The sequence below is a fragment of the Trichormus variabilis 0441 genome, assembly GCF_009856605.1.
Classification (GTDB): domain Bacteria; phylum Cyanobacteriota; class Cyanobacteriia; order Cyanobacteriales; family Nostocaceae; genus Trichormus; species Trichormus variabilis.
The window spans coordinates 505,669-531,971 of record NZ_CP047242.1; the positions used below are offsets into that span (position 1 = coordinate 505,669).

Sequence of the window (26,303 nt, forward strand, 5' to 3'; positions counted from 1 at the left end):
AAAGTAAGATGTGCTGCACCCCAATGTGGGGTGTGAGTAGCTCATCTGAATGATAAATAAGTCTTATATAAGGTGTGACTTTGGTTGGATTGGACAAGCCATAGTCGTTAACCACCAACCAATGTTCAACACCTAAAAACTGGAGATTGCTTTAAGATTTAGGAGCCTCGACAGTATAACTATTGCAGCGATTCATCGCCTTTTCTACGCCTTGTTTGAGACTCAATTCTACGCATTCAACTACGAACTGCAAGACAAGGGACATGAGTTGAGTCTCGGTGGCAGAAAATTTTCCTAACACATGAGAAACGGTTTCTGAGTTATCGCCATTCACGGCATTTTTTGGCTTACCTATACCAATACGTAAGCGGGGAAAATTTTGCGTGCTAAGATGAGCGATCGCACTCTTCATACCATTATGCCCCCCAGCCGAACCAGACAAGCGCAGACGAGTCTTACCCAAAGGCAGGTCTAGATCATCATAAATCACCAACACAGACTCACCTGACAATTTATACCAGCTTGTTACTGCTTGTATCGCTTGTCCTGAGCGATTCATATAAGTTAGTGGCTTAAGCAAGCGAATTTTTACACCTCCAGGGGCAGTACCTTCACCGTATTGACCCTGAAATTTGCGATTTTCAGCCAAGGAAATATTCCAAGCACGAGCAAGAGCATCCACAGCTGCAAAGCCAATATTATGGCGAGTTTGGTCATATTTAGGCTCTGGATTCCCCAAGCCAACAATTAGCTGGGGAATCACCAAAGCAGGTTGCGTTACAGGTTCTGTCATCTATCTTGTTTACAATCAACCGCTTGCTGCACTTCCTTAGATAACGGGGGAAGAACCAGCACTATCTTGCTCAGATTTCACCGATTCGATTTGCTTGGGTTCAAGTTCAGCAGTCGTCTTTACAGCCTGTTCCAATTGTTCAGCTTCGCGCTTGAACTCGCTCTGAAACTCATTAGAGGCCTCTTGAAAACCGCGAATTGCTTTTCCCAGACTCCGACCAATTTCTGGCAATTTTTTTGGGCCAAAGATGAGTAGCGCCACTACCATAATTAGACCCATTTCCGGTAAACCAATACCAAATATATTCACGCGGGTTCTCCTGTTAAGTGTTTGGGCTTGGGGACTGGTGATTGGGTATTGGGGACTAGGTAGAATTTTTCACCCTACTCCTGACCACCCTTTTTTAGAGACTATATTCAAAAAGCTATCATTATTCTTATTCAAGAGTAACGTTTTCGGTATACCAACCACAAATAGAACTTAGGCAGGAGCCTTAACGTAATCTGCAATTATTGTCAACGGTTAAGTACAAAAAAACAAATGTATTTTTGTACTCACGACTAAGGGAACACCAAAAATTCAAAATTCAAAATTCAAAATTCAAAATAAATGTTTTACACCCTTATACCCTGTCTCAACGGAAAATCTAGGCGCATAAGTCCTAACTACAAAAAAACCCGGATAGGCCGGGTGTAGACTAACTAATTAGTTAGCTTGGTTATTGTGTGTTGATAGCTACCAGCCAACTCTGACATCTTGAATCAAGATTGATTTGTTGTAGAGTTGCAAAATAATTAGCAGAAACACAAGAAACAGGGCCATAAAAACACCCATTACAGGGGTAGTTCCCCAGCCTGGAGCCACTTTACCATACTCAGAATTTAAAGGTCGCAGGATATCTCCCAACCTAGTGCGTTGTGCCATAGTTCACCTAAGATTAGTTGCCAAAGCTTTTTTTAATCTTCTGTAATATTCTATAAGAATAACATTCATCATCTATAACTCACTTATGGAACCCGCAATAGTTCTTATCATTTCTGTCGGTGCTGCTCTCGTTGCTGTGACTGGGTATGGGATTTACACCGCTTTTGGCCCTCCTAGCAGAGAATTGTCCGACCCTTTTGAAGATCATGAAGACTAAACAGGGTGTGGGAAATTGGGAGTAAGGAATGAGGTAATAGTAGCGCTCACTCCTCAAATCTCTCGTTTCCTTCCTCTTACCCCATTTCTAGCCTCTGACCTCTAAAACTTTAAAAGTCGCAATTTTCCAAGGTTCAATTGTGGAGATTTGTTGCCCAGATGAGAATTGGCTAATGGGGCGTTCCAGTAAATCTACTGGAATACCCAAGGTTAACTTTAAATCGCTCTGCAAAGATAATTCTGTAGTCACACCATGAGATTCATAAAAGCGCAGAATTAATTGCTGCTGGTCGTCTTCCGATGGTTTGACAGCCATCAAGACCAGATTCTCGGCTGGTAAATTTAAAAAACTTGCTTTGTCTCTGGTGTTTGGTGTTGATTTGGAAGTGTTGAGTTGGAAGTGTTGAGTTGGGTTTAATATTACTTGCAGGGGAATGTTTAATTCATATCCCTTTTGTACTGTATGGGCTGATTCCCAGCTATCAGCGTGAGGATACACAGTATAAGCAAATTCGTGTATGCCGCCTGTGTCAGCTTCTGGGTCAGGCCAAGTAGGGCTACGGAGTAAGGTTAGCCTTAATAGCTGGGGTTGACTGTCGTAACCATATTTACAATCATTCAGTAAACTAACACCGTAAAGACCCTCATCTGTCTCTGCTGTTAAATCAGCCCAACGTAAAGCTGGGACTTCCCATTTTGCTTTATCCTGCGGGGTTTGGGGTTGAGTCGGGCGACGAATTGCACCGCAGGGAATTTCGTAGGTGGCAAAGTCGGCTGTAACGTTGAGAGGAAACGCTGCTTTGACTAAAACGTGCTTTTCTTGCCAATTGACTCTAGAAACGATTTTCAATTGGGGTAAGCCGACTTGCAAGATATAGTCTTGGCAAAATTCCGACTTACCCAATTGACGCACTACGCGGAGACAATTCTGTACAGTTCCTTGTTCTAACCACTGGATAGATTTGAGGTTAGTTGCTGGTAGGGGATGCTGACTATAATTGGGGTCGATATTCCAAGCATCCCAATATTGACCACTGTCTTTAAAAGCTTGTAGTTGATTACCCGCACCAGACAATACTTCTCGTTGATGAGTTTTGTCATAGATACTTGATAAATCTCCAGTATCAGGATCTACAATAACGCGCAGGTGTTCATTTTCGAGAATATAGTCTAGGGATGTGGAAGATGTGGGCGATGTGGAAGATGTGGGCGATGTGGGGGAAAGCCAAAAGAGGCGATAGCCTACAGAGGGAATATCTTCGGCGAGGAATAGTATGGTTGATGGTTCAGTTAATTGGGAAATGATTTGTTTGCCAGTAGTATCGTAGACTTGCCATTGTTGGTTAGGTGGTGGTGGGGGTAGGGTGACTGATACTACCTCAGAGCGCTGCCAGTTGAGAGAATTGAAAACGAAAATGGGTAGACTATCGGTTTTTGGTGGCTCTGGTAGAGTAAAGTGAGATGCGATCGCCTGTAATGATTCTTTTAATATTTTGGTTCCCGTTTGTTCGACTTGCTGCCATTCGGGCAAGGCATCTGTATATACTTGGGTAATGGAAGAACCAGGTAAAATATCGTGGAATTGGTTAAATAATACTTGCTTCCAAGCTGTTTCGATGTCGGATTTGGGATATGTCACGCCACAGATAAAAGTTGCCAAGGTAGCAAATAGTTCGGCTTCGTATAGTAAATTTTCAGAATGCCGATTCCAACGTTTTTGGTCTGCGTGGGTAGTGTAACAACCACGATGAAATTCTAGATATAGTTCATCATTCCATATAGGAAATGTTGACCGTTGACTATTGACTATTGACTGTTGACCATTGACCGTTGACTGAATTTGCTGGAGATACTTTTCGGCGGTGATAAATTCTAGGTCTGGGAAAAATGGTGAAGTTTGCCAGCGTTGGGCGGTTTCTAACATATCACGGGTGGGGCCGCCGCCGTGGTCACCGACACCAGGAAGCCATAAAGATTGAGTTAAGCAGGTTTGGGTTTGCCATTCTAGAGAATAGGCTGCCATTTTGATGGGGTCAATGCCTTCGCCTATGGTTGCAGACATAACACTTAATACTTGACTACCGTCAGGCGATCGCCACCAAAAAGCCCCATAATCAAATTTAGTAGTATCGTTCCATCGTAATTTTTGCGTCACGAAATACTCAATACCTGCATTCGCCAAAAATTGCGGTAGGGTTGCACAAAAACCAAAGGTGTCGGGAACCCAAACTACAGTCGTCAGTTTGCCAAATTTTTCTTGGAAATAGCGTTGACCGTATAGTAACTGACGGACTATGGATTCCCCAGCGATTAAATTAAGGTCAGGTTCTACCCAAAAACCGCCGATAACTTCCCATTTTTTGGCAGCTACAGCTTGTTGAATCGCTGTAAATAAATCTGGACGATGTTCTTCAATCCAAGCATACAGGGCTGGGGTGGAATGACAGAAGATTAATTCGGGAAAATCTTGTTGTAGTTTGAGGACTGATGTAAAAGTGTTTTGGGCTGCATTCCAAGTTTCACTGACTGACCATAGCCATGCTAAATCTAAATGAGCGTGACCTAATAAATAGATTTTAAATTTTGGGTCGCTGATAGAGAGATGATTTATCAGGTTTTGACGGAAGGTAACTAGAGATTCTGGGTTGGAGGGATGAATTTCTGGGATTGCTTGTGTGAGGATATTTAACTTTTCTGGGGCGAACTTTTCTAAATAAAGCTGTAATATTGCTAACTCATCGGCAATAAAACCGGGGTCAGGATAATTATAATCTGTAGACTCGTAGACAAGGAGCGATCGCACTAAAGCACCATCACAATGACCAGGACTCGCCAGCCGCAAAGCCACTACAAATTCTTGTCCTGGTGATACTTCCCGACTGAGTAAAACTCTGGGGGAACAATCAAATAAATCTCCTTCTAGCACTAATTGCCCATTCACGTAGATTTTGGCAGAGTCCGCCCACCAAAGTAGAGACAGCCGCAAAGACAACCCCGCCAAAGGATAATCATGTAAATTTTGGGGAACTACGAATTTCTGTTCTAGCCAAAGTACTTGCTGTCCACCAGTCCAAGCAATGTTACCCTTGGTATCTAACTCTACAGGTTGCCAATTGGATATACTAGATGTAGCAACGCCAGTAATTTCTGTGTTCGAGTCCTGGTATAACCAAGTAGATTGAACATTAACTTGACAACAACTGCGTAATTTCTCAATTGTGTCTGAGATTAAATCTGTCTGATACTGAGATTCGGTAGGGGTCATATATTCGCTAAAATCAAAGCACTTACAAGAATTATTGAGATAGTAGTCAGAAGTCAGAATTGGGAATAAAGTTGTGTAAAACTGTTGGCAGGCTAGATTTTCCTACTTTATCCTTGACGAGAAAAGTAAAGCTGAGAATTTTTTGCTTTTCCATCTCTGGCGCTTATTATGTCTGTGCTGAATCCTGTATTCTAAATTTTGAATACATCTATATTGTTGGGCGGGAGTCTCAAAAATCAACAAGGCTCACACTAATTAATTACTACAATGTCATCTGGTTCTTCTGGTCGTTATCAAAGCAGATTATTTAACTTTGTCAACCAGCAATCTCGGCGGTTGACGGAAAATTGGGGAAGTACCTTGCGGAATTTACAAGTTGCGACTAAGTGGGGTGTGTCAGCACTACTTTATCCTGTGTTTATGTTTTTGCAGTCATCTGATTCATCGGTGAAAAAGTTATACACCAAAGAACCAGAATTGCGGAAAAGGTTACAGCCTCATGATACTGACTTATTTTCCCCAACTCCCCTAGCTACTGATAGACCTATTCAACGCGTATTAGAGTCTGTCCAATATTTATCACCAGAAGAAACCCATATCACGGCCTCCACCACATCCAGATTTGCCAATATTCTGGAGTTATTGCAAGGGAAATTTTTTACCCATCGCCCAAACAAGCCTAAACTTTCACAATCCTTAACTATTTCAGATGCAAAGTTAGCAAAAGTTAACCCTTCTCTTCCAGAAAACCCACTCCAACGCCATCTACCAATGGTTAGAGGAGTAGCCTCAGATGTAGTTAATCGTCAGTTGGTACTAGTCAGCGCTGAGAACCAGATTCTAGATATTTTGACACCGCAGCAACAAGCCAAATTAACAGACAGAATTCTCAGCGAAGTGGCTGAATATTGGCATTCTTGGCAATTAACTGAAGCGCAACAGCAAGCCCATTTATTACCTGAAATTAATCGTATATTAGCAAAGTTGACAGGCGAAAATATGAGCAAAACGCCTGTAATTGCTGAGGGAATTACCAAAAGAGTACTGAACACAGGTAAAATGGTAGCTCTACTAGATGCAGCGATCGCTAAACTAGAACAAACTGCGATAGTCCCGACACAGCAACGCAGTCTAGAAATAATGCGAGTTGCCCAAACCCAAGTCAACATCTTTCTTTATGGCAAAGAACAGCTAAACTCCAGAAAAGAAATAGTAGCTAATCCAGAGAGTGGATTTACCCAAAAACAAAATATTTCGGCTTTAATTGAAGCAGCCCTAAATTACTTCTTTGGTGTACCTAAATATAAAGTACTAGAGTCTAGCTTTTTTGAGCAAAAATTACCTGATAGTTATCAGTCACCGCATGAGTATTTCACAAACGACCCTTGGTTAGATTGGACTGATTTGTATGATGATGCTGAAAATCTTACAGCAAAGATTATGCAATCATCAAGAATCAAATCTAGTCTTCCTCTTCATAAATCGGTTGGTTTATCTGGAAAGAAAAAACAGCCTACACCACAGCAAAAATCAACCTCTAGTTTGTTACCAAAGAAAAAACACACGTCGAGAAAAGTTTCCTCTACAAAACAAATCCCAGCCTATCTCTCGCAACAGCAACCTTATCCCGACGCAAACCAAGCAGAAGCCCAACCAGACTGGATAGAAACGACAGCGACCGTATTAGGCTATGAAAAGCACCTCCTAGAATATATTCTGGAATGGTTAGATCGCGCTATTCTCTGGATAGAACAAATATTGACAAATATTTTTTACTTTTTGCAAGGTCTGTTGCGGGGTAAATAAAACTTAATTAGTTAGTGAGGTTATGATTTTTTGGTAATGGGTAATGGGTAATGGGTTGTTAATTTTTGTTATTAGCTATTGCCAATGACCGATTACCAATCCCCACCAATTTAATTAGTTTCACACGCACAAGATATACACTTTCACCACAACATATGGTTAAGAAAATGTCGCAGTAGTTTTGAGCCTGTTGGTTCCTGATAATCTGTGGGTAACAAATCCTGCATTGCTTCTTGCAACTTATGTAACGCTACATCTACTTCTTGGCGGTTTGGTCTGTTAGTTTGGTCAAAATACAAAGGTTCACCAACCCGAACAGTTAATTCTTTGCCCCAACACAAATCATGAGTACCGATTAAAGCTATTGGTACTATGGGTACGCCAGCCCTTAAGGCGTAAATCACAGTCCCTCGTTTTAGGGGGAGATGTAACTTACCCTCCACATTTCCCAGTCGTCCTTCAGGAAAAAGAATCATCCCGTCCCCTTGGGCTAAAATCCCTAAAACAATGCGGTCTATCTGTCGCAGTGTAGGTATATCTCCCCCAGTTGGTACAGTTTCCTCAATGGTTTGGGCTAATTCTGTCAGGTCTTGTCTTCCTGCTTTAGCTGCTTGAATGACGGCGATTTCTTCTTTCCATATCCTGGCTAAGGGAATCACCCCTCCAGCAAAACCCAAGATAAAACGCTTCCACCATTTGTTGTAGAGGGTACGAGCGTCGCCCACAATATAGTAGTGGGGTTGGGTGGGTATTTCCGCCAGCAGCAGCAGAGGGTCGAGATGGTGCAGATGATTAGCTGCGATAATAGCCGATGTTTGGGGAATTTTTTCCAAATTTTCGACGCGTACCCGAAAGATAGCATGAATGAGCGATCGCAATACAAAACGACGTATCCCCGCATCAACTCTAGGTTCCATCTGCCCTTCATGCCTAGCTTCCAATCCAGCCAGAGTTTTAGCAATTATCTCACGCACTGAGCGATCGCCTGCTGCCGCCACCCCTTCTTGTACCCGCTTAATAGTTGCAGTCGTTAGAGATGGTAAGACTTCTGTTCGCGTAATAGTTTCTGGCTGGTCGTTGGATTTCACTTTATTTAAGCCTGACTGAGCAGATTTGTGAAAAAAACGTTTGATCAGCTAATAATTATTTAAATTGTATAGAGCTAGTAAAGAAAATGTTTGTTTAGCTTGCATTTCTTAATTTTGAATTTTGAATTTTGAATTAATTCATGGTCTACCACAACGAAGGCGTATTTAAAAGTGTCGATGGACTTGAGCTTTATTATCAGAATTGGTATCCAAAAGGCACAGCAAAAGCCATCTTGGTGATTGTGCATGGACTGGGAGGACACAGCGATAAATATAGCAATATCGTCAACCATCTAACAGCCAAAGAATATGCCGTTTATGGCTTAGATTTACGCGGTCATGGGCGATCGCCTGGACAGCGTGGTCACATCAACGCCTGGGCTGATTTTCGCGGGGATTTGAGTGCTTTCTTAAAGCTAATCCAGACCCAGCAGCCCCAATACCCAATTTTTTTACTAGGGCATAGTTTAGGTGCAGTAGTTGTCTGCGACTATATTTTACGCTGTCCCCAAGAAGTCGCAAAATTACAAGGTGCGATCGCCTTAGCACCAGCCATAGGCAAAGTCGGCGTGTCGAAATTCCGCCTACTTGTAGGTAAATTGCTTTCGCAAATATGGCCGCGCTTCTCCTTAACTACCGGACTTGACCTCAGTGCAGGTTCACGAGACGAGAAAGTTGTAGCCGCTTATGCTCAAGACACCCTACGCCATAACCTTGGTAGCGCCCGTTTAGCCACAGAATATTTTGCCACTGTCGCCTGGATTCATGCTCATGCACCTGACTGGCAAATCCCCCTGCTGATTCTTCACGGTAGCAGCGATCGCATCGCCTCACCCGAAGGCGGAGCAATTTTTTACAAATACGTAGGTTGTTCAGATAAGTTACGCATCGAATACCCAGAAGCCTATCATGACCTACAAGCAGACCTCAACTACCAACAAGTCTTGGCTGACCTAGAAAACTGGCTAGAAAATCATTTGCCATAAATTCTTCCCCTGCTTCCCCTGCTTCCCTTGCTTCCCTTGCACCCCCTGCTCACCAAGGCGATTGGATATTTCTTAGTGAGAATTCCCTTCTTCTATCCCCAATCCCAAAATTTCTTTTCCTCTACCTATTGACATCACCTGAAAAATCCGTTAATTTATAAAAGGTCTGAGGTTGATGCCCCCATCGTCTAGAGGCCTAGGACACCTCCCTTTCACGGAGGTAACGGGGATTCGAATTCCCCTGGGGGTACTAAAAAATTAAATTTAAACTTTCTAAGTTTAAAGACCTATACTAATCTAAACCCCTTCAAGAATAATCCTGAAGGGGTTTAAATTTGCACCTAGAGACTCTGGTTAGCCAAACACTCTACCCTTTGGTAAATTGCCAACAGGTTAGACCTAAGATCCTGACTCAGACGACGCTCAATAATAGTGATTGGCATCGTCAACTTAGGCCAAACTTGGATTGTGTAACATAGGTCAGTACCAATTACATCACCGAGCGCATAGGGTTGTAAACACCAATTACCAGAAAAGCCTTTAAAATCTCCCTCAACCATTTGGAAATTTATTTCCTTGGGGAAGTATTCCTCCAAATCTAGAACTACACGGGCGCAAAATTTGAAATTGAGTAAGCGCTGAGAGCCTACTTGTTCCAGTCGGATACCACCATTAGGATGCTCAAGTAGGGAACTTTTAGCGAGGTTAGGAATGAAGTCAGCTAAGGCTTCATAATTTGTGAGTACCTGCCAAACTTGTTCCACTGGTTGGGGGATTTGGACTCTAGCCGTAATTTGCCGTTGTCGGTCGGCGATTTTCTCAACTTGGATTTCTACAGATGGTAGGTTGTCTGCACCTGCAACCAATTCACCATCTAAATCGGGGTTAAATTCCAAGTCTTCTGTAGGGTTGTATTGTTTAGTCACTTTCAGAATATGGTGTGCTTTCATCAGAAAACTGGGGCAAAGTTAGGGTAAAGCAAATTTCGCTGAGTTGAGAACCGGGAATAGGGTTACTTTCAACTGCGATCGCCCCGTTCAAGTGCTGTACTAAGGACTTGACTAAAGCGAGTCCCAAGCCAGTCCCTGGAGTCCAGCGACCTCCTCTACCGCGACGGAACCTATCAAATATATAGGTAGCCTCTTGTTCGGAGATGCCACGTCCTGTGTTAGTCACTTTAATCATAACTTGATCGACAAGCTGATCAACTTGATGACTGGCGTGCAGGTGAACGATAGTGTCACGTTCCGAGTATGTATAGGCGTTATTTAGTAGCTCATGCAGGATGCGATCAAAACTTTCCAATTCGGTTTGGAGTTTTAACGGTTCATCCGGTATGTCTAAATCTATACTTAATCCTTTACCTGCCAATTTGCTGGCTAAAGAATCGCTTAAATCTTGGATTTTGGCGTTTAAATTGATGTTTTCCACCCGTGGTGGTTCTTGCTCAGACTCTAATTTCTGGAGAGTCAGCAAGTCATTAATTAAGTTGATTTCCTTAGCGCATTCGTTCTCCAGAATCTCTAAGTATTTCACCTGGCGTTCTGGGGGGATTCCTGGGAGACGGAGATTTTTGATTGACATCATCATATTCGTCAACGGGTAGCGCAGGCGATCGCTGATATTGCTCATAAATTCGTCTTTGAGCTGGTTCAGTTCCCGCAACTGCTCCACATATTGCCGCGTTCTTTCATGAAGTTTTGCTTGCAGTTCCAAGCTACTTTGGAGCTTTGCCGTGCGCTCATCTACTAAAGTCTGGACTTGCCGCAGTGTTTTTGATTGAATAATGGCATTGCTAACTTGAGCGCAAACCATTTCCACCAAATTTAACTCAGACTGTTGCCAATTACGCGCCACACCCTGCTGTAACACTAAAAATCCCAATATTTTGCCTTGGTTCTCTAATGGCATTAACAGTACGGCTGGCAGTTCTGTAATGGCAAATAAAGGAGCAACGGTAGAAGTATCCTGTAATTCTGAGTAATCATTAATAATGACTGGTTTACCCGCATCTTGGAACACCCTTTGACATAACCCACAATCAGCCAAGGAGAAAGATCCAGGCAAGGAATCTGTTTGATTGGCATTTTCCTTGCGCCATTCACCGACAACATCAGCTTTAGCTTGAGGAATTTGTTTTTTAATGGGAGTTCTAAATAGTGGATCTGTATATTTCAGTAGGATCAGCAAACCGCGATCTGCTTGTAAACACTCGGCAGTAGATGCTATGGCCAGTTGGAGCATTTGATTTAACTCCAAGTTGCTACGACTTAATATAGTTAGTTGTTTAATTAAGCTCTGATGTTGATTACTCTTTTGTAGGTGTTGCTGCTGAGAAGAAATCAACTGTGCTTGTGTTAACTGAGAAAAAGCGATCGCACAAGATGCTTCTATCGTCTTCAAGATTTTTTTGGCTGAATCATCCCAATCATGAGATTGGAATTTAATCAGACTAATTACACCATTAGTTTTGCCACCAAAGCGGGTAGAAATTGCCAACACGGCTTTGATTGGTAAAGGCAAATGTTGACATCCCACCACCAAACTATTACGGATGATGGAAATCTCATCAATATTGCGTGGTTCTACCGCACATTGCAAAACTGGTAATTCCATCAAGAAACGTTCTGTAGAGAACATCTCATTAGACAGAGGTACTCCTAGAAATTCATCAGAACACCAGTTAGCTGTTGTTGTTTCCGTGGATTCCTCATTGGTAACTGTCACCAAGCAGCAACAATCTACATTTGTGACAGTCCCCACCAAGTGGGCTATCTCTTGCAGCATTGCTGCTGTTGCTGGACGACTGGCAACGATGTGATTAATTTTATGTGCCAACTCCTGGGCTGTTTCTTCCTGATGTTGCATCAGTTTGACTGGGTAGGGTTGTAGTCGCTCTGGTCCATCGGGGTACTGTGGCGGCAATAATAAACGCTTTTTCATTCCTAATATGCTCTGAGATTTTTACCCCATTGTTTATGCACCAAACTGTTTGGCATATTATTCACCTTGAGTTGTGTTGCTGCACCTGATGGATGGGAAATGTTTGATGAAAAATTTCTCTCATCTGTTATAGCCCCTTTCTATTGCAGATGATCAAGTTATCAGTAAATTAAACTAATTTATACAGTATTGTGACAGCCGACCAAGATGACTAAATGCCTGATCAAGCTACTATTTAGTTTCGCGTTGCCAGTCCAAATAGTAACTTGGACTCAGGATACCTTGTTTATAACTATACATAAACCGTAATTTCTCTAGATTGGCAACCATAACTTCATTGTGATTAACCGCATTAGTACTGTTGTGACTCAAATCACAAATGAAGATGTTGAGGAAAATTTTCACCAGCGTCGTTTTATTGTTGATGGCTCTGAATAACTGGGGAACACTCTGACATTCAAGTTATAGAAAAACTTTTGAAAACTAAATCAAGAATCATATGAGAAAAATTTATGGTTTTTCCATTTCCCTCTATAATATTCTATAGTTTTTTACTTATTACATTAATAGTGTGAGTATGTCAAGATCAGTGCTGAGTAGTAACTAAAGCATACTAACTTATTAAGCTAATAGCGAATACAGCCTAGTTACTCATCAGGGCAACTAGGCTGTATTCGGAAAAATGTAAAACTAGCCGGCTAAACTCTCGACACTGAGCGGAACCATATCGCCATTTCTGGTTAATCCTAATAACATGGGTTGTTGGGGTTGGATAAGTTGACCTGTGAGTACACAACGTTCTTCTTGTTGAGCTGTGGCGGCTATACTGGCACGAATGTCGGCTCGTGAAAATCGCGGTTTCCACTCACCCGATTTTTGCTGCACATAATTCCAGAGGATATCGCGGATAAGTGCCTGATATCCCTGATTCCCAGCTATTTCTTTGAGTTTCTCTTTCAGTTCTCGCTCTAAACGGATGCTGGTAACTTCCATATCGGTTGTTGGGGTGCGAGCGATTGTGTGCATGATTTTTCTCCTTAAAGTATGGACAGGATAGTAATACAAGTGTAGTATGTTTAAAGAAATGTTCAATAGGTGAAATTTTCCGTGAAATCCATTTACCCCATTTCCACTCCCTTAGCGGCGACCAAATCCCCCTTTAGTTGGGAATTTGGCGTTGCGGGAGTGGAGTATTTATTTATGGGCGATGGTAGCCGTGATGGCGCACAAATCACAAAGGGAAATTATGACTTTATTATTGATGTCAGCATCGATGGGCTGAATAGCAAACCACAACTAGATAGCAAAAGCGGGAGGTACAGACAGAGATATGCTGTACCAAAATAAGACCAAAAATCTGACGGTCTATTTCTCACCCCCGCTTCAACCAAACCAGAAGCGGGGGTTTTTTATTAAGGAGTGAAGCTGTGGCTATCACAATACCAGTTTTAGAGCAATCTGTGGTGGTATTTTCGCAAAATTACTTGCCACTGTGTCGGGTGAATATCAAACGGGCGATCGTCCTGTTACTAACAAACAAAGCTGAACCATTAGTTGGTTATACAGAAAATGGGTGGCGAGTTCATTCACCCAGTTTGATAATTGATGTACCAAAACATATCCGCTTAAAAATCACCTCTATTGAGAGGACATGGAAAGTTCCGCCTGTGAATCGACGAGAAATTTTGCGGCGAGATCACCACAGTTGTCAATATTGCGGTAGCAGGAAGCGTCTTACCTTAGATCATGTGATTCCCAGGTCTAGAGGTGGTTCTCATACTTGGGATAACGTGGTTACGGCTTGTGAAAGATGTAACTCGCGTAAGGGAGACCGAACACCGGCGGAAGTTGGTATGCAGTTGCGTACTAAACCAAAACCACCAGTCCACCCGGCGGTAGCTTTTGCAGTCAGCGATACTTGGCGTGATAACGCCACACAGTTTTGGATAGATATGCAGGCAAACCTGGAGTAACAGGAGAGCAGAAGGAATGCTGAAATTAACTTACACTGAGAACAGTTTTTACTTGGAATGTCTCACATTGTCTTTGGAGGAATGGGTAGCGCAACGAGTAATTTTTACACTACGGCTAGGTAAAAACTTGTCCATCCAACCCAGCACCGCTTCCTTTTTGTTACCTTTAGATTTACCAGGAATTGAAGCGCTGAAGGCAGAAGCCAGACGGGCTGACAGTGAAATCATTGACTTGGTGACTTGTGATCCTGAGTATTTGGAAGTAACTTTGCGCGGTTCTTGGTTATCAGATGGTTCTGAAGATGCTGATGGCGTATTTGTGACTCACATGAGCGATCGCACCGAATTTTTTCTACATAAACTCTGGAAAGCAGCTCAAGCCTGCGCTTCTGTAATGAGTGAATAAGAAAGGTTAGTTCTGAGTTATCTGATAACTCAGCACCCATTACACTAAGCGAAACATAAATGGATAGCGATACGGTACATTTGGCGTATTGACAACCTTAATAATGGCAATGATGGGCATGATGATACTGACTGCCCATAAACCCATAAGCAAGAGAATGCCAATGCCGATAAAAATTAGTAATCCAAATATAATGCCGTATATGTAAAGGTTTATGTGGAAATTCAGCGATTCTTTGGCATTTTCTTTCACCACAGGGTCTTCATTGAGCAATAAAATTGCAATGGGTATGCCAATAGAGACTATCGTAGAACTAAAAAATATTGCTCCGTGACTTAGAGCAGATAACAATTTGCGTTGCTCGAAGCTTTCCATAGCATAACCCCTCTAAATTGTCTTCATCATATTGGTTTATACTTCGTGTTGGCATCATTCCGCCAGAAGATATTTAGACCCCAGCCTAAAAAGCTTAACCCCACTAATAAAGGTGTGAACCAATCACCCCAACGCACGTATAAAGTTTGTGTCTGACGACGATAGATAGTTTCTGCATGAGTTTCGTAGGTGTTGTATCCAGATATCCACAAGGTTCTACCGTGGGGATCAACAAAAGCTGAATATCCTGTATTTGTTGCCCGTGCTGACCATCTATCTGTTTCAATCGCCCTCATGATATCTTGTGCATGGTGCTGGAATGGCATAGCAGCACTGTAATGAGCATCGTTGGAAGAACTGAGGATAAATTGCCCACCAGTAGCGGCTTGACTACGAAATACTTCCGGGAAGGCCGACTCATAACATATACCGACGATCGCCCGACCGAATGGAGTGTCAAAAATTTGGTTGGGTGAACCATGAACTTGGTGTTCATCCAAGGGTGACAACCGTTGTACCAGACCACCAATAAAGCCCTCAAAGGGAATATATTCGCCTAAAGGTACTAACTTGGATTTATCGTAGCGGCTGGTGATTTCGCCTTGGCTATTCACGGTAAATAGACTATTAGTATAACTGCGTCCGCGATCGCCAAAAGCACCAATCCAAGCAACTACACCTTTTTCCCGCACGGCTGCAACTAGGGGTGTTGTCGGTAGATTTCGTTGGAAAAATGGTAATGCGCCTTCTGGAGTGAGAACTGCTTCTACACCTTGATTGACTAAAGTTAAGTATCCATCTGTGTAGCCTGTAATAGCACGGCGCAGTCCTTGGGGAAGCAGCTTAATTTTGTTGGGAATATTTCCCTGAACAATTCCTACTTTTAATGCTGCGTCTGGTGATTGGGCAATAGGGGCGCTATATAAGCAGAAACCAATTAGATGTAGGGTAATTAATAATCCGGCGGCTATTGCTAAATATCTACCTAACAATCCCTGTTTGCGACTTAGCCACGCCTCAGCAATTAAACCGTTGACGCTGACAATTGCTGCTGTGACAAGATTCGGCCCAGATATCTGTCCCAAGTGCAGAATTACCAAGTTATGGGGTGATTGGGTATAAGCTAGGGAACTCCACCACAAAGGCCCGGCACTCCAAAGGCTTTCTAAAACACACCAAATAGCTGTACCTATAAGGATACGTAACCAGGATTTCTGCTCAGAAAAACGAGTTAAACAAGCCGCCCAAATAGCAGCAAACAAACCACCATAGAAGCTAATAAATAACCAGCAAAATATGGTGATTGCCAAACTCGGCCACCAGGGAACACCCAACCAATCCATAGGATGAATGCCGGTGATCCAAAAGAGGGCTACACCATGATAGCCGATACCCCAGGTCAGTCCCAGAAGGAGAAGAGATGAGGGGGGGTGATTTTTGCTTTTGCTAGAAACTAGTAATATCCATAGAGGGGCTAGGGCAATCCAAGCTAGGAACCATGCAGCGAAAGGGGCTACAGTTAGCCCCATGAAGATGCCACTAGTTAGGGTAATTAGGGGAGGGAGAAGGGAAATAAGTTTCTCTCCCTGCTGTTTATTCAGCTTCTTCCTCATCACCAGTGTCGGGGGGAACTATAGCTACTCCAGTAATTGCGTCATCTTCGTCCAGGCGTTGGACTCTAACACCTGTTGCCGATCGCGATTGAATGGAAATTGCGTTGACAGCTTGGCGTATAATGATGCCGCGATTGGTCACCATCATGATTTCGTTATCGCTGTTGACGATACCAAGGGTGGCTAATTTGTCTTTGGTTTTGCGATTTTTGAATTTAGTCGCCATCAAACCTTGTCCAGCACGATTTTGCAGACGGAATTGACTGACTGGTACGCGCTTGCCATAGCCTCCCATTGTGATGACTAACACCCAAGGGCCGACACTAGCATTACTAGATACTTCTACAGCTTCTAAGTTTTCTAAGGTTTCTAAGACTTCTGTTGTTTCTACTGCGGTTTCGATATCTTCTGTTTCGATATCGTCGATGTCTGGTTCTTCTGTGTTTAATGTATCGAGAATTGCTGCCGGCAGAATATCCATCCCTACCAGTTCATCGCCTTTCTTCAGTTTCATAGATTTTACTCCACGGGTTGCCCTACCTAAAGGACGGAGTTGCTCGTGGGTACATCTAAAGTGAATTGCCATACCTAAACGAGAACCGATAATGATACTATCCTCGACTCTGGCGCGGCGTACCCATCGCAGTTGGTCGCCTTCTTCTAAGGAGATGGCAATCAAGCCATTGGCACGGATATTACTAAATGCTGCCAATTCGGTTTTCTTGATGTTGCCGCCTTTGGTAAGCATGACCAGATATTCTTCACTGGTAAACTCATCCACAGGGACAATGGAAGTGATTTTTTCTTCTTTGGGAATGGGTAATAATTGGACAATGGGTGTACCCCTACTGGTGCGGGAACTCACGGGGATTTGATAGGCTTTGAGACAATAGACGACACCGCGATCGCTAAAAAATAGCACGCTGTCATGGTCACAACAAGTCAAGAAATGCTCAATGGTATCATCGTCTTTGACTTTGGCGGCGGCTTTACCTCTGGTAGCACGGCTTTGAGCTTCAAAGGTGTTGACCGGCATCCGTTTGATGTAACCTTGTTGCGTTAGGAGGATAATTGCTTTTTCGTTGGCGATGAGGTCACGCTCATCTATTTCACCTTCGGCGTGGGTAATTACGGTACGTCTGGGTGTGGCAAAACTGGTTTTGATTTGGGTGATTTCGGTTTCGATGATTTCCAGTATCCGTTCCCGCCGGGCCAAAATATCTTGTAAGTCGGCAATTTGGGTTTGTAAATCTTCGTGTTCTAGGCGGATTTTGTCGGCTTCTAAGGCTGTCAAACGGCGCAACTGCATCTGCAAAATTGCGTCTGCTTGGACTTCCGAAAGCATATAGGTGGTGATTAACTCCCCTTTAGCTGTGGGTGTATCGGAAGCACTGCGAATCAAGTTAATGATGGCATCTAAATGAGATAGGGCAATTAATAACCCTTGTAAAAGATGATCCCGTTCTTCCGCTTTCCGCAGTTCGTAGCGGGTGCGTCTGGTAATAGATTCGATGCGGAAATCGAGGAAGACGTTTAAGAATTGTTTGAGGGTGAGAATTTGGGGTTCGCCATTCACCAAGGCCAGCATATTGGCCCCGAAGTTGGCTTGCAGAGGCGTTTGCTTATAGAGGTTATTGAGGACTACGCGGGGATAGGCATCGCGCTTGAGTTCGATGACAATTCGCATCCCGTCGCGATCGCTTTCATCTCGGATATCTGCAATGCCTTCAATCCGTTTTTCGTTCACCAACTCCGCTATTTTCTCAATGAGTGCGGCTTTGTTGGTTTGATATGGCAACTCAGTAATGATGATTGCTTCTCTGTCTGGTCTTCCCCGATGTTCAATGGTTTCGATATTGGCCACACCGCGCATGGTGATGGAACCGCGTCCGGTGGTGTAGGCTTCTTTAATCGCTCCCATCCCCAGAATTTGCGCTCCTGTGGGGAAGTCTGGCCCGTGGATGTATTGCATTAATTGCAAGTCAGTGATTTCTGGATTGTGAATCACTGCTACCACCCCATCAATTAATTCTCCTAAGTTGTGGGGCGGAATATTGGTGGCCATACCCACAGCAATCCCCGAAGAACCATTTAGTAGTAACTGGGGAATGCGAGATGGCAAAACTGTGGGTTCTTGTTGGGAACCGTCGAAGTTATCGGCAAAATCTACTGTTTCTGATTCGATGTCTTGCAGGAGGGCGGAACTGGTTAAGGCTTGTAGGCGACATTCTGTATAACGCATTGCCGCCGGGGGGTCGTTATCTACAGAACCGAAGTTACCATGTCCGTTGACTAGGGGCGATCGCATGGAAAAGTCCTGCGCCATCCGCACCAAGGCATCATATACTGCTGTGTCGCCGTGGGGGTGATATTTACCCAACACTTCCCCGACCACACGGGCGCATTTTTTAAACGGGCGATCGTGGGTTAAACCCAATTCGTGCATGGCGTAGAGGATGCGACGATGCACAGGTTTTAGACCATCCCTGGCATCTGGTAGCGCCCTACCCACTATCACACTCATGGCGTATTCCAGATAAGACCGGGACATTTCGTTCCGCAGATCCGTCGGGATAATCCTCTCCTGTGAGGTTGTCATAACTTAAATAACTCCAAAAAACTTAGATTTTAGCCTTTACGCTACGTCAAGCGCAAAATTATGCAAAATTTCTCTTGAATAGTTGCCATATTTTGATACAATTCTAACACAATATTCCCTGTATCTGCCGAGATAGGTTATCTGTATCATCTCGCCATATATCTTGTTTAGATTGAGTTAGTTACTATTGTCTATTTTCTAATAGAAAATAAATTTGATTTTTAAAGACAAATTTTATAGTTAAGTTTTCTCAAAAGATTTCTGTGTCTTGATTTGAGAGGGAATTAAGGAAAGTTTTTATTCTCAAAAAAAGCCTATTCAACTAACAATAATAATTGCCGTAAAACAGCTAATTCCAGTTTATTTTAGACACAAAAGACCATATTTATTGGTGTTTTTATGATTGCTGCCTAGTTGGCTATCATCGTAAAAATCGCAACCAATAGATGATTTATTATGAATAGTTCTTTAATTTAGCATAGGAATAATATTAAATATTTAATCCCACAACTGTTAACTCTGGCGGATGCTCAACAGCAAACTGATAAGATACTTCTTGCTTTACTTGGGGTGGGATAGTTAGTTTCCACTCTAAAATACCCATTTCACCTAGTTGGCTGGGAGGGTTGCTGCGATTGAGGCGGACTTTAATTTGCTCATTGCGGCTTACGGGCAATTGTTCAGTTAAGTGCAACTGAGTTTCTTGATTGAGCAAGTTAGTAATTATGAGACGATAACCATATGTAGTGCGGCGTTGATTACCAATAAGTTTTTTATCTACTTGACGCTCAACTAGATCCCGTTCAATTTTTAAACCTTCGTCAATGCCTAAATTAAGTTTAAATTCTTGTCCTGGGGCAACATTTTCTAATTGAGTGATACCAACATACATTTCATCACGGAAAATATTGGCTTTACCAGGTAATAAAGTCACGCCATCAGCACTATTTTTCACATTAGCTTCCAGATACGCAAAACTAACCAATCGGGGCATTGCTACATAATTAAAATTACAAGGGTAATCATCATTAAAGACAGTGATTTTATGAGGTGTGCCATCACTAGGAATATTACCACCACCATGAAGTTTAAATGTGACGATACTTCCTTCTTTGGATACCTCCGCCGTGATATTTTCTGCGGAAATCAAACTATCATCGGCTGTTTCTGCTTCCTCTTCTGCGGGAATTCCTGCCCCAGATGGAACAGCTGTAGTTGATATGGTAGGTAAAGAAGGGCTGGCGGCTAATTGTCGCCGTGATCGCCATACTTGAGGAGTTGGTGCGTCAATATACCAAGGTTTGAGTTTGGGGGGTAGTGTACCTAATCCTGGTTTGGCTGTAGATAGGGTAAGCGCCACATCTAGCCAATCTTCCCCGGTATTTTGGTTGACTTCAGCAAGGTAACTCAAATTTACGGTCTTATTTGTACTATTTAACCGTAAGTCATATAAGGGAGTCCAACTGGCATGATTCACCATGTAAGACACTTCCAAATCAAATTCACCTTCTCCCATAGCTTCAATGAGTGCAATCAAACTCACACTTTCTTGGGGATGGGGTGTTTGGATCATCTGCAAAGAGGCGCGGAGTGCTTGTATTTGCTTGTCTAATTCTTGTTGTTGGCTTTTACATTCCCCAGAGGCGATCGCATATTCGCTGTATTGGCTACCTAAAAAGTTGAGAAAGTCTAGGGTTTCGCTGAGGCTGAGATTTTTCCGCGATAGGCTTTGGGCAAAAGGTTCTTCTGTTTTTTCCCGTAAACCTTCAATAAACTTAGCTTGTAGAGATAAAGCATCTACCTGGGCTTGCAGATGACGTTTTTCCGTTTCTAATTGCTGAATTTGCCGATTTAAATGGGCGGCTCGTTCGGCTACAGGTTCAGTGGTATAGATGCGATCGCAGTTTACTCCCAACAAGCGCACCCCTACCGTACCTGTACCACTAACCCGGACAGAATCAGTTTCTAGAGTTACTGGCAGTGAATTAATCACTAATTCTCGTTCTGTTCCTAACAAGGAAACCTTACCCTTCCTTGTAACTAAGGCTTTGTCACTGTAGACTGTCACCGCTACAATCTGACTGTGTACTGTTGTTCGCCAAGATGGTGTTTCTTCTGGGTTAACCACTGCCAGTTTTCCCCTATATTGAATGACGCTGCTGGTTAATTGTGAAATTTTCCAGGTCTACCCGTCAAGTGATTTGAAACGAATTGTCAGTATTGAGAGTCATGAGAGCGGTAAAGCCTTGTAGTCATAGCTGCGGAGTTAGGAGTAAAAATATATTGCTGATTCTCCCCCGGCTTTCTAGCATTACTCAACTACACTATACTCAGGCACAGGAACAGGGAAATTTAGTTGCTCTGTTTGCTCTACAAACTTTTTGGCTGCATCTAGCAAATACTCGTAGTAGGTACGAGCCACAATAGATAACTGTTTGCCAGACGGGTAAACCATGTACCAAGTCCGCTTAATGGGGAAGTGCTGCACGTCCAGAATGCTGAATTCGGCGGCATCAGACAATAGGGTATGTCGAGATAAAACAGAAATTCCCAGTCCACCGGCGATCGCTTGTTTGATTGCCTCATTACTACCTAATTCCAGCTTCACTTTTACGGAAATACCTTGTTCTTCCAGCAGATTTTGTACAGCACGGCGTGTTCCCGAACCTGGCTCCCGCATAATAAAGGGTTCATTGGACAACCGTTGTATGGGAATATTTTTTTCTTGTGCTAGTGGATGATTTGCGGGAGCAAATACTACTAAAGGATTATCTAAAAATGGCTGACTAGTTACATCCAAATGCTCTGGGACTTGACTCATAATATACAAGTCATCCATATTACTCATCATCCGCTCTAGGATGCGTTCGTGGTTCGTGACTTGTAATGAAATGTCAATGCCTGGATAAAGTTGGCAAAAAGGCCCCAATAAGCGGGGAATAAAATATTTAGCAGTGGTGATTACTGCTAATCTTAATTGCCCTTGTTTTAGCCCTTTTAAATCAGCTACTTTCATTTCAAACTGGGCAATAGTCTCAAATATTTGCCGACAGGTTGCGAATAATTCTCGTCCTGCTTCGGTCAAATATAGGCGCTTTCCCACCTGCTCAAATAGTGGTAAACCTACAGATTTTGTCAGCTGTTTGATTTGCATAGAGACGGTAGGTTGGGTGAGAAATAACTCCTCAGCAGCACGAGTAAAGCTACCGTGCCGTGCCGCCGCCTCGAACACCTTCAACTGGTGTAGCGTTGCTTGGTTCAAGGTGATTCTCCTCTAAATAGCGATTTTATAGATATAAGACTAGTATCACTGAATACTTGCCCATGATATTAATTCACCCATACGAAAGTTATGAGTTTATTATAGATAAAAATCTATCTTTGCTATTAGAAGGAAATCAAATTGCTTATAGATAAAGAAATTCATTCTCGTTACAAGTATGAGTAAATCTCCAAAACTATAAGAATTTCTGACTGTTTGTAGTTTTGAAAACTATTTTATATAGATAAAAATCTATTCTCGCTATTAGAACAAACTTCTTTCACTTATGGTCTAGAGAAGTTATTATCAAAAAAACAAGCAAAGCGTAAGATGCCTTCCAGCTGCAAGATGAATGTTGAATACTAGATATAGTAATGTTGAATCAGGATATTTCCAAATTCACTTTTATTTTAGTTAGTAATTCATCATTCATCATTCATCGTTCCATACTTCTTCTGTGATTTTCATAGGCAAAGCGGCTAAGTCTGGTAACTGTAACACTTCCCTTTCGGCAACTTGCTCTCTAATGTTCACCGGCAATCTCAACGGTTGCTGATGCTCTATCCAACAACTAGCGATCGGCAAGGTTTGCTCCAATTCATCTAGTGGGCGAGGAATTACCATCACTGCGTTCAGTTCCCCAATTCGTTCAGCCTCAAACATTCCTGCTTCCACTGCAACTGCGACGTTAGCAACAGACCCACGAATAATGGCTGTACACAAGCCTGCACCAATTTTTTCATAGGATGCCAATTGGACATCAGCCGATTTAAGCATGGCATCACAAGCACCTACCATTGCTGGAAAGCCCCGCGTTTCTACTAAACCAATGGCTTGGTTACTCAAGCGGCTGTATGTACCTTCCTCCATTAACTGGCTCAGGCGGTTAGTAATGGGCAACACGACATCAAGATTAGGAAAAGGTCGGGGAATCACCAAGCTAGAAACCAGTTGTCCAAACTGTTCAGCAGTTTGCACACCGGATTCTACAGCCAAACGAACATCAGCAATTCCACCCCGGACGATCGCCGTACAGTGACCACTACCAATTTTTTCATAACCAACCAGGTGAACCCCAGCTGATTTCAACATCATGTCAGCTGTGCCGACGATCGCCGGAAAACTAAGAGTAGAGACTAACCCCAAGGCTGTATCCCTGAGGTCGTCTTGACGACGATATGTCCGGTTTGTGTTAGTAGATCGCTGATTATACATCGTAAATTCTCCGAGATACTCACAACTTAACACTTACTCAGAACTATCGTCAGAGACAGGGTTATTTAGGGCTTGTCTATGAGGAAACAATGTCACCAAAAGTCTTTGGATGCTCCCTTGCCCATAAATTTGAGTCCCGAAGCTATTAGGGGATTCAGTGGCAGATTGATCCGATGCTGAATCTTCTGGGCTAAGTTCTGTCACATTAGGGTCAGTCCCATTAGTAGTATTTTCTTCTACGGTAGCAGACTGATTCTCTGGTGATGGTGGGGGTTCTGTTACAGAAACTGAATGCTGTTTAAATTCCACAAAAGCTGATGCTGAAAGGGTAGTTGAGGTAATCACCTTACTTTCATTTTCTTTAGGCTTTTGGGTAGCCTCGTCAACCTGATTCGTAGATGTTGCTGGTGATTCAGTGGCGGCAAGTTGCCGAGTTGTATCACCTAAAATCGAACCTGGTGGCACTACTAAGGCTGGAGGAATAGAAGAGTTAAATAATGTTGTGGCTGCACCTATGCAAGCATTAGTGCCAATTTTGCCTTGACCAACCATCAAAAAACCTGCTCCTAAGCTGGCTCCTGCTTCTACTTCTATGGTTCCCTCATCCACTTGGAGAATAGACCCCATGCCAATACAGACTCCTGCCCCGATGATGATTTTGCTGTTTGCAGCCGCTTGGAGTATCACCCCTGGTGCAATTACTGCACTCGGATGAATTGTCACCTCGCCACTAATGTAGGAATCAAAGTTGTTGTGGAGGCGTAGTGGCGGCACAGACATGGAAATTTTAACCTCGGAAGCCGAATATCACTTGGGGACTAGGGATTGGTGAGCCAGCGACGGGTACGTAGGGGTTTCCCCCATGTTGGCGTAAGCCTTCCCGTAAGGGTGCGACTGGCGAACCCCGAAGGGGGGACAGGGGACTGGGTGGGACTTTTTTCCTGATGGCCATACTCCCTTTTTCCCTAGTCTCTCATCCCTCGTTCCTCGTCCCTTTTACTATGGACGCTGAATGATTGTTTCCAACACTCGCCTCTTGGCTTTGGGGTCGATACCAATCAAGCGCACATATTCTCCAGCAAATTCGGATAAGGAGGCTTCTATGACTGCGATCGCTTCTCTTTCGGAAGTAGCGGAAATTGCCCCGGTACTAGTCCAAGAACCAGTACGGAATCTTCTTTGATCTACGTGTTCAATGCTGAGTTTATACCCACCACCCAGTATTTGCCGCACCTGATCTACTACTTCTGTACTTAAGCGGGTAGCTGTTGCGGTAGCTGTTCCGGATGAAGCAGATGAGGCACTCACGACGGTTCTGGGGCTACTCGTCGATGGAGCTACTTGACCGTTGGGACGTTGGATAATACTTTCCAATACACGCCGTTTGGCTTTCGGGTCAATGCCGATGAGGCGGATGTACTCACCTTGATGACTGTCGATACATTCTTCTAAAGCCGCCACTACTTCACCTGGGGAGTTTGCTTCAATTGGCTTACAGCTATTCCAGGAACCTGTACGGAAGCGACGCTCATCTACGTGTTCTGTGCCAATTTTGTAACCACCAGCCAATAACTGGCGAATTTGGTCTACGGTTTCAGCACTGACTTTACCACTGGCTGCACCGTTACTATAACCGTTACCATTGCCGTTGCTGTGGTAGCTACCATTGCCATTGGTGTTACTAGCAGGCGCTTTGAAGCTGGTAGAACCTGCCACCACACCATCGGGACGTTGGATAATTGTTTCTAAAACTCGCCGTTTACCTTTGGGGTCAATGCCGAATAAACGTACATACTCACCACTATGGTCAGCTAAACAAGCTTCTAAAGCTGCTAAGGCATCTCCTACGGATCTACCTTCAATTGGCTGGCAACTAGTCCAAGAACCTGTACGAAATCTTCTTTGATCTACGTGTTCTGTCCCAATCTTATAGCCTTGCTCTAATAAATAGCGTACCTGCTCTATGGTTTCTGCACCCAAGCTGTTGCTTGCCACTTCACTACTCCTTTCTAACCCAATAACTGTATTACTTGTATAAGATTTAACTTGATCATTGCGAAGGGGGGCAATACACTTGCTATCCGCAGCACAAAGATATCCAGCCCGCAATGCTTGATTAATCCCAATTACGTGATGAGCAAAATCCCTGTCTTGAGGTTGCACATCTGGCAAGCGATCGGCCTGCTTTTGATTAGTGATGATCGCTCCTGAAGGAACGTACTTACCAGGGGGAACTTCTACGTCCTTAATTAAAGCGTGCATCATGACGATGCAACCTGCTCCCACCTTGGCATTAAATACCGTAGAGCGAAAACCAATAAACGAGTTATCCCCAACGTAAGCAGGGCCATGAATCAACGCCATATGTGTCAAGGAAGCGCTGCTACCCACCCAAACGGAGTATTCTTGGTTGTCATCACCAACGACTCTACCTTGCTCTAAACCGTGAATCACTACACCGTCTTGAATATTGGTATTTTCACCAATATGAAAGGGTGTACCTTCATCGGCTCTGATTGAAGTCCCTGGAGCAATGATGACATTTGCACCGATATGAACATCCCCAATAATGTTAGAAAACGGATGTACAAAGGCGCTTTCATGGATTTGGGCTTCAGCTAAACTCCTCGACCACGGGGTTGGGGGTGCCGCCGTGCTGCGGACTGCCATTGCGAGATTCCTCCTGAATTTTGTTGCTTGTCAGTTGTCAGTTGTGAGCCAGTGCGGTCTTGGGGGTTTCCCCCATGAACAACTGGCGTTCCCCGGAGGGGTTCTCGGAGAGTACCCGAAGGGTCAGTTGTCAGTTGTCTTGCCACTGACTAACGACTAATGACTTATG

Annotated in this window: 24 protein-coding genes and 1 tRNA gene; 7 read left to right on the forward strand and 18 right to left on the reverse strand. The window is 43.4% G+C overall.

Features of this window, described 5'->3' with window-relative positions; genetic code table 11:
- Positions 1 to 151 precede the first annotated feature (151 nt).
- From pth to psbH, 3 genes are all read right to left on the reverse strand, one after another.
- Positions 152 to 793 (reverse strand): aminoacyl-tRNA hydrolase, encoded by a 642-nt coding sequence (gene pth, locus GSQ19_RS02005; RefSeq protein ID WP_011321123.1) that lies wholly within the window; start codon positions 791 to 793, stop codon positions 152 to 154.
- A gap of 36 nt (positions 794 to 829) precedes the next feature.
- Positions 830 to 1,102, reverse strand: a complete 273-nt coding sequence (locus tag GSQ19_RS02010; protein ID WP_011321124.1) for a TatA/E family twin arginine-targeting protein translocase — start codon at positions 1,100 to 1,102, stop codon at positions 830 to 832.
- Between the two features lie 426 nt (positions 1,103 to 1,528).
- A complete protein-coding gene (gene psbH / locus GSQ19_RS02015) occupies positions 1,529 to 1,717 on the reverse strand; it encodes a photosystem II reaction center phosphoprotein PsbH (RefSeq protein WP_010995020.1) in 189 nt (62 codons plus the stop codon).
- 85 nt (positions 1,718 to 1,802) lie between these two features.
- On the opposite strand from psbH, the gene psbN reads away from it, so the two are divergent.
- Positions 1,803 to 1,934, forward strand: coding sequence for a photosystem II reaction center protein PsbN (gene psbN / locus GSQ19_RS02020; protein WP_010995021.1), 132 nt, complete (start codon positions 1,803 to 1,805; stop codon positions 1,932 to 1,934).
- Positions 1,935 to 2,021: 87 nt separating this feature from the next.
- Here psbN and GSQ19_RS02025 read toward each other — a convergent pair whose 3' ends face one another.
- A complete protein-coding gene (locus GSQ19_RS02025; protein WP_011321125.1) occupies positions 2,022 to 5,198 on the reverse strand; it encodes an alpha-mannosidase in 3,177 nt (1,058 codons plus the stop codon).
- Positions 5,199 to 5,465: 267 nt separating this feature from the next.
- Between GSQ19_RS02025 and GSQ19_RS02030 the strand changes: the two genes are divergently transcribed.
- A complete protein-coding gene (locus GSQ19_RS02030) occupies positions 5,466 to 7,004 on the forward strand; it encodes a hypothetical protein (RefSeq protein ID WP_011321126.1) in 1,539 nt (512 codons plus the stop codon).
- Between the two features lie 143 nt (positions 7,005 to 7,147).
- Here the strand turns inward: GSQ19_RS02030 and GSQ19_RS02035 are convergent, their stop codons facing one another.
- Positions 7,148 to 8,092 (reverse strand): lysophospholipid acyltransferase family protein, encoded by a 945-nt coding sequence (locus tag GSQ19_RS02035; RefSeq protein ID WP_011321127.1) that lies wholly within the window; start codon positions 8,090 to 8,092, stop codon positions 7,148 to 7,150.
- Positions 8,093 to 8,232: 140 nt separating this feature from the next.
- Between GSQ19_RS02035 and GSQ19_RS02040 the strand changes: the two genes are divergently transcribed.
- Together GSQ19_RS02040 and GSQ19_RS02045 are read left to right on the forward strand one after the other, a co-directional pair.
- Positions 8,233 to 9,078 carry an alpha/beta hydrolase gene (locus tag GSQ19_RS02040; protein ID WP_011321128.1) on the forward strand — a complete coding sequence of 282 codons (846 nt, stop codon included), beginning with the start codon at positions 8,233 to 8,235 and terminating at the stop codon, positions 9,076 to 9,078.
- Between the two features lie 177 nt (positions 9,079 to 9,255).
- Positions 9,256 to 9,328: transfer RNA gene (locus GSQ19_RS02045), tRNA-Glu, on the forward strand.
- Positions 9,329 to 9,419: 91 nt separating this feature from the next.
- Here the strand turns inward: GSQ19_RS02045 and GSQ19_RS02050 are convergent.
- From GSQ19_RS02050 to GSQ19_RS02060, 3 genes are all read right to left on the reverse strand, one after another.
- Positions 9,420 to 10,028, reverse strand: coding sequence for an SRPBCC family protein (locus tag GSQ19_RS02050; RefSeq protein ID WP_011321129.1), 609 nt, complete (start codon positions 10,026 to 10,028; stop codon positions 9,420 to 9,422).
- Entirely contained in the window at positions 9,997 to 12,021 is a 2,025-nt protein-coding gene (locus tag GSQ19_RS02055; protein ID WP_011321130.1) for a GAF domain-containing sensor histidine kinase, read from the reverse strand. The genes GSQ19_RS02050 and GSQ19_RS02055 overlap by 32 nt, the downstream gene beginning before the upstream one ends.
- Before the next feature lie 690 nt (positions 12,022 to 12,711).
- Positions 12,712 to 13,047: a ribbon-helix-helix domain-containing protein gene (locus GSQ19_RS02060; RefSeq protein ID WP_011321131.1), complete on the reverse strand. Its 336-nt coding sequence runs from the start codon at positions 13,045 to 13,047 to the stop codon at positions 12,712 to 12,714.
- 69 nt (positions 13,048 to 13,116) lie between these two features.
- Here GSQ19_RS02060 and GSQ19_RS02065 point away from each other — a divergent pair, with 69 nt between their 5' ends.
- From GSQ19_RS02065 to GSQ19_RS02075, 3 genes are all read left to right on the forward strand, one after another.
- On the forward strand, positions 13,117 to 13,368 hold the full coding sequence (locus tag GSQ19_RS02065) for a hypothetical protein (protein ID WP_011321132.1): 252 nt from the start codon (positions 13,117 to 13,119) through the stop codon (positions 13,366 to 13,368).
- Positions 13,369 to 13,448: 80 nt separating this feature from the next.
- A complete protein-coding gene (locus tag GSQ19_RS02070) occupies positions 13,449 to 13,994 on the forward strand; it encodes an HNH endonuclease (protein WP_011321133.1) in 546 nt (181 codons plus the stop codon).
- Between the two features lie 16 nt (positions 13,995 to 14,010).
- A complete protein-coding gene (locus GSQ19_RS02075; RefSeq protein ID WP_011321134.1) occupies positions 14,011 to 14,400 on the forward strand; it encodes an alr0857 family protein in 390 nt (129 codons plus the stop codon).
- A gap of 39 nt (positions 14,401 to 14,439) precedes the next feature.
- Here the strand turns inward: GSQ19_RS02075 and GSQ19_RS02080 are convergent, their stop codons facing one another.
- The 10 genes from GSQ19_RS02080 to GSQ19_RS02125 form a co-directional block, all read right to left on the reverse strand.
- A complete protein-coding gene (locus GSQ19_RS02080) occupies positions 14,440 to 14,775 on the reverse strand; it encodes a DUF4870 domain-containing protein (protein WP_011321135.1) in 336 nt (111 codons plus the stop codon).
- Between the two features lie 26 nt (positions 14,776 to 14,801).
- Positions 14,802 to 16,388 carry an apolipoprotein N-acyltransferase gene (gene lnt, locus GSQ19_RS02085; RefSeq protein WP_011321136.1) on the reverse strand — a complete coding sequence of 529 codons (1,587 nt, stop codon included), beginning with the start codon at positions 16,386 to 16,388 and terminating at the stop codon, positions 14,802 to 14,804.
- Positions 16,369 to 18,987 (reverse strand): DNA topoisomerase (ATP-hydrolyzing) subunit A, encoded by a 2,619-nt coding sequence (gene gyrA / locus GSQ19_RS02090; RefSeq protein ID WP_011321137.1) that lies wholly within the window; start codon positions 18,985 to 18,987, stop codon positions 16,369 to 16,371. The genes lnt and gyrA overlap by 20 nt, the downstream gene beginning before the upstream one ends.
- 490 nt (positions 18,988 to 19,477) lie before the next feature.
- On the reverse strand, positions 19,478 to 21,115 hold the full coding sequence (locus GSQ19_RS02095) for a mucoidy inhibitor MuiA family protein (protein WP_011321138.1): 1,638 nt from the start codon (positions 21,113 to 21,115) through the stop codon (positions 19,478 to 19,480).
- Between the two features lie 183 nt (positions 21,116 to 21,298).
- Positions 21,299 to 22,249, reverse strand: a complete 951-nt coding sequence (locus GSQ19_RS02100; RefSeq protein ID WP_011321139.1) for a LysR family transcriptional regulator — start codon at positions 22,247 to 22,249, stop codon at positions 21,299 to 21,301.
- 432 nt (positions 22,250 to 22,681) lie between these two features.
- Positions 22,682 to 23,464, reverse strand: a complete 783-nt coding sequence (gene ccmO, locus GSQ19_RS02105) for a beta-carboxysome assembly protein CcmO (RefSeq protein ID WP_011321140.1) — start codon at positions 23,462 to 23,464, stop codon at positions 22,682 to 22,684.
- Positions 23,465 to 23,497: 33 nt separating this feature from the next.
- Positions 23,498 to 24,244 carry a beta-carboxysome scaffolding protein CcmN gene (ccmN, locus tag GSQ19_RS02110; protein WP_011321141.1) on the reverse strand — a complete coding sequence of 249 codons (747 nt, stop codon included), beginning with the start codon at positions 24,242 to 24,244 and terminating at the stop codon, positions 23,498 to 23,500.
- 7 nt (positions 24,245 to 24,251) lie between these two features.
- A complete protein-coding gene (locus tag GSQ19_RS02115) occupies positions 24,252 to 24,416 on the reverse strand; it encodes a hypothetical protein (RefSeq protein ID WP_153228353.1) in 165 nt (54 codons plus the stop codon).
- A gap of 47 nt (positions 24,417 to 24,463) precedes the next feature.
- On the reverse strand, positions 24,464 to 26,134 hold the full coding sequence (gene ccmM / locus GSQ19_RS02120) for a beta-carboxysome scaffolding protein CcmM (RefSeq protein ID WP_011321142.1): 1,671 nt from the start codon (positions 26,132 to 26,134) through the stop codon (positions 24,464 to 24,466).
- On the reverse strand, positions 26,083 to 26,280 hold the full coding sequence (locus tag GSQ19_RS02125; RefSeq protein ID WP_153228352.1) for a hypothetical protein: 198 nt from the start codon (positions 26,278 to 26,280) through the stop codon (positions 26,083 to 26,085). The genes ccmM and GSQ19_RS02125 overlap by 52 nt, the downstream gene beginning before the upstream one ends.
- Positions 26,281 to 26,303 lie beyond the last annotated feature (23 nt).

What these genes read in the sequence shown, in the direction of transcription:
- GSQ19_RS02075 (WP_011321134.1), top strand. Translation starts at nt 14,011, where the DNA reads ATGCTGAAATTAACTTACACTGAGAACAGTTTTTACTTGGAATGTCTC.
- GSQ19_RS02025 (WP_011321125.1), bottom strand. Translation starts at nt 5,198, where the DNA reads ATGACCCCTACCGAATCTCAGTATCAGACAGATTTAATCTCAGACACA.
- GSQ19_RS02060 (WP_011321131.1), bottom strand. Translation starts at nt 13,047, where the DNA reads ATGCACACAATCGCTCGCACCCCAACAACCGATATGGAAGTTACCAGC.
- GSQ19_RS02030 (WP_011321126.1), top strand. Translation starts at nt 5,466, where the DNA reads ATGTCATCTGGTTCTTCTGGTCGTTATCAAAGCAGATTATTTAACTTT.
- gyrA (WP_011321137.1), bottom strand. Translation starts at nt 18,987, where the DNA reads ATGACAACCTCACAGGAGAGGATTATCCCGACGGATCTGCGGAACGAA.
- ccmO (WP_011321140.1), bottom strand. Translation starts at nt 23,464, where the DNA reads ATGTATAATCAGCGATCTACTAACACAAACCGGACATATCGTCGTCAA.
- lnt (WP_011321136.1), bottom strand. Translation starts at nt 16,388, where the DNA reads ATGAGGAAGAAGCTGAATAAACAGCAGGGAGAGAAACTTATTTCCCTT.
- GSQ19_RS02080 (WP_011321135.1), bottom strand. Translation starts at nt 14,775, where the DNA reads ATGGAAAGCTTCGAGCAACGCAAATTGTTATCTGCTCTAAGTCACGGA.
- ccmM (WP_011321142.1), bottom strand. Translation starts at nt 26,134, where the DNA reads ATGGCAGTCCGCAGCACGGCGGCACCCCCAACCCCGTGGTCGAGGAGT.
- pth (WP_011321123.1), bottom strand. Translation starts at nt 793, where the DNA reads ATGACAGAACCTGTAACGCAACCTGCTTTGGTGATTCCCCAGCTAATT.
- GSQ19_RS02040 (WP_011321128.1), top strand. Translation starts at nt 8,233, where the DNA reads ATGGTCTACCACAACGAAGGCGTATTTAAAAGTGTCGATGGACTTGAG.
- psbN (WP_010995021.1), top strand. Translation starts at nt 1,803, where the DNA reads ATGGAACCCGCAATAGTTCTTATCATTTCTGTCGGTGCTGCTCTCGTT.
- GSQ19_RS02055 (WP_011321130.1), bottom strand. Translation starts at nt 12,021, where the DNA reads ATGAAAAAGCGTTTATTATTGCCGCCACAGTACCCCGATGGACCAGAG.
- psbH (WP_010995020.1), bottom strand. Translation starts at nt 1,717, where the DNA reads ATGGCACAACGCACTAGGTTGGGAGATATCCTGCGACCTTTAAATTCT.
- GSQ19_RS02050 (WP_011321129.1), bottom strand. Translation starts at nt 10,028, where the DNA reads ATGAAAGCACACCATATTCTGAAAGTGACTAAACAATACAACCCTACA.
- GSQ19_RS02115 (WP_153228353.1), bottom strand. Translation starts at nt 24,416, where the DNA reads ATGGCCATCAGGAAAAAAGTCCCACCCAGTCCCCTGTCCCCCCTTCGG.
- ccmN (WP_011321141.1), bottom strand. Translation starts at nt 24,244, where the DNA reads ATGTCTGTGCCGCCACTACGCCTCCACAACAACTTTGATTCCTACATT.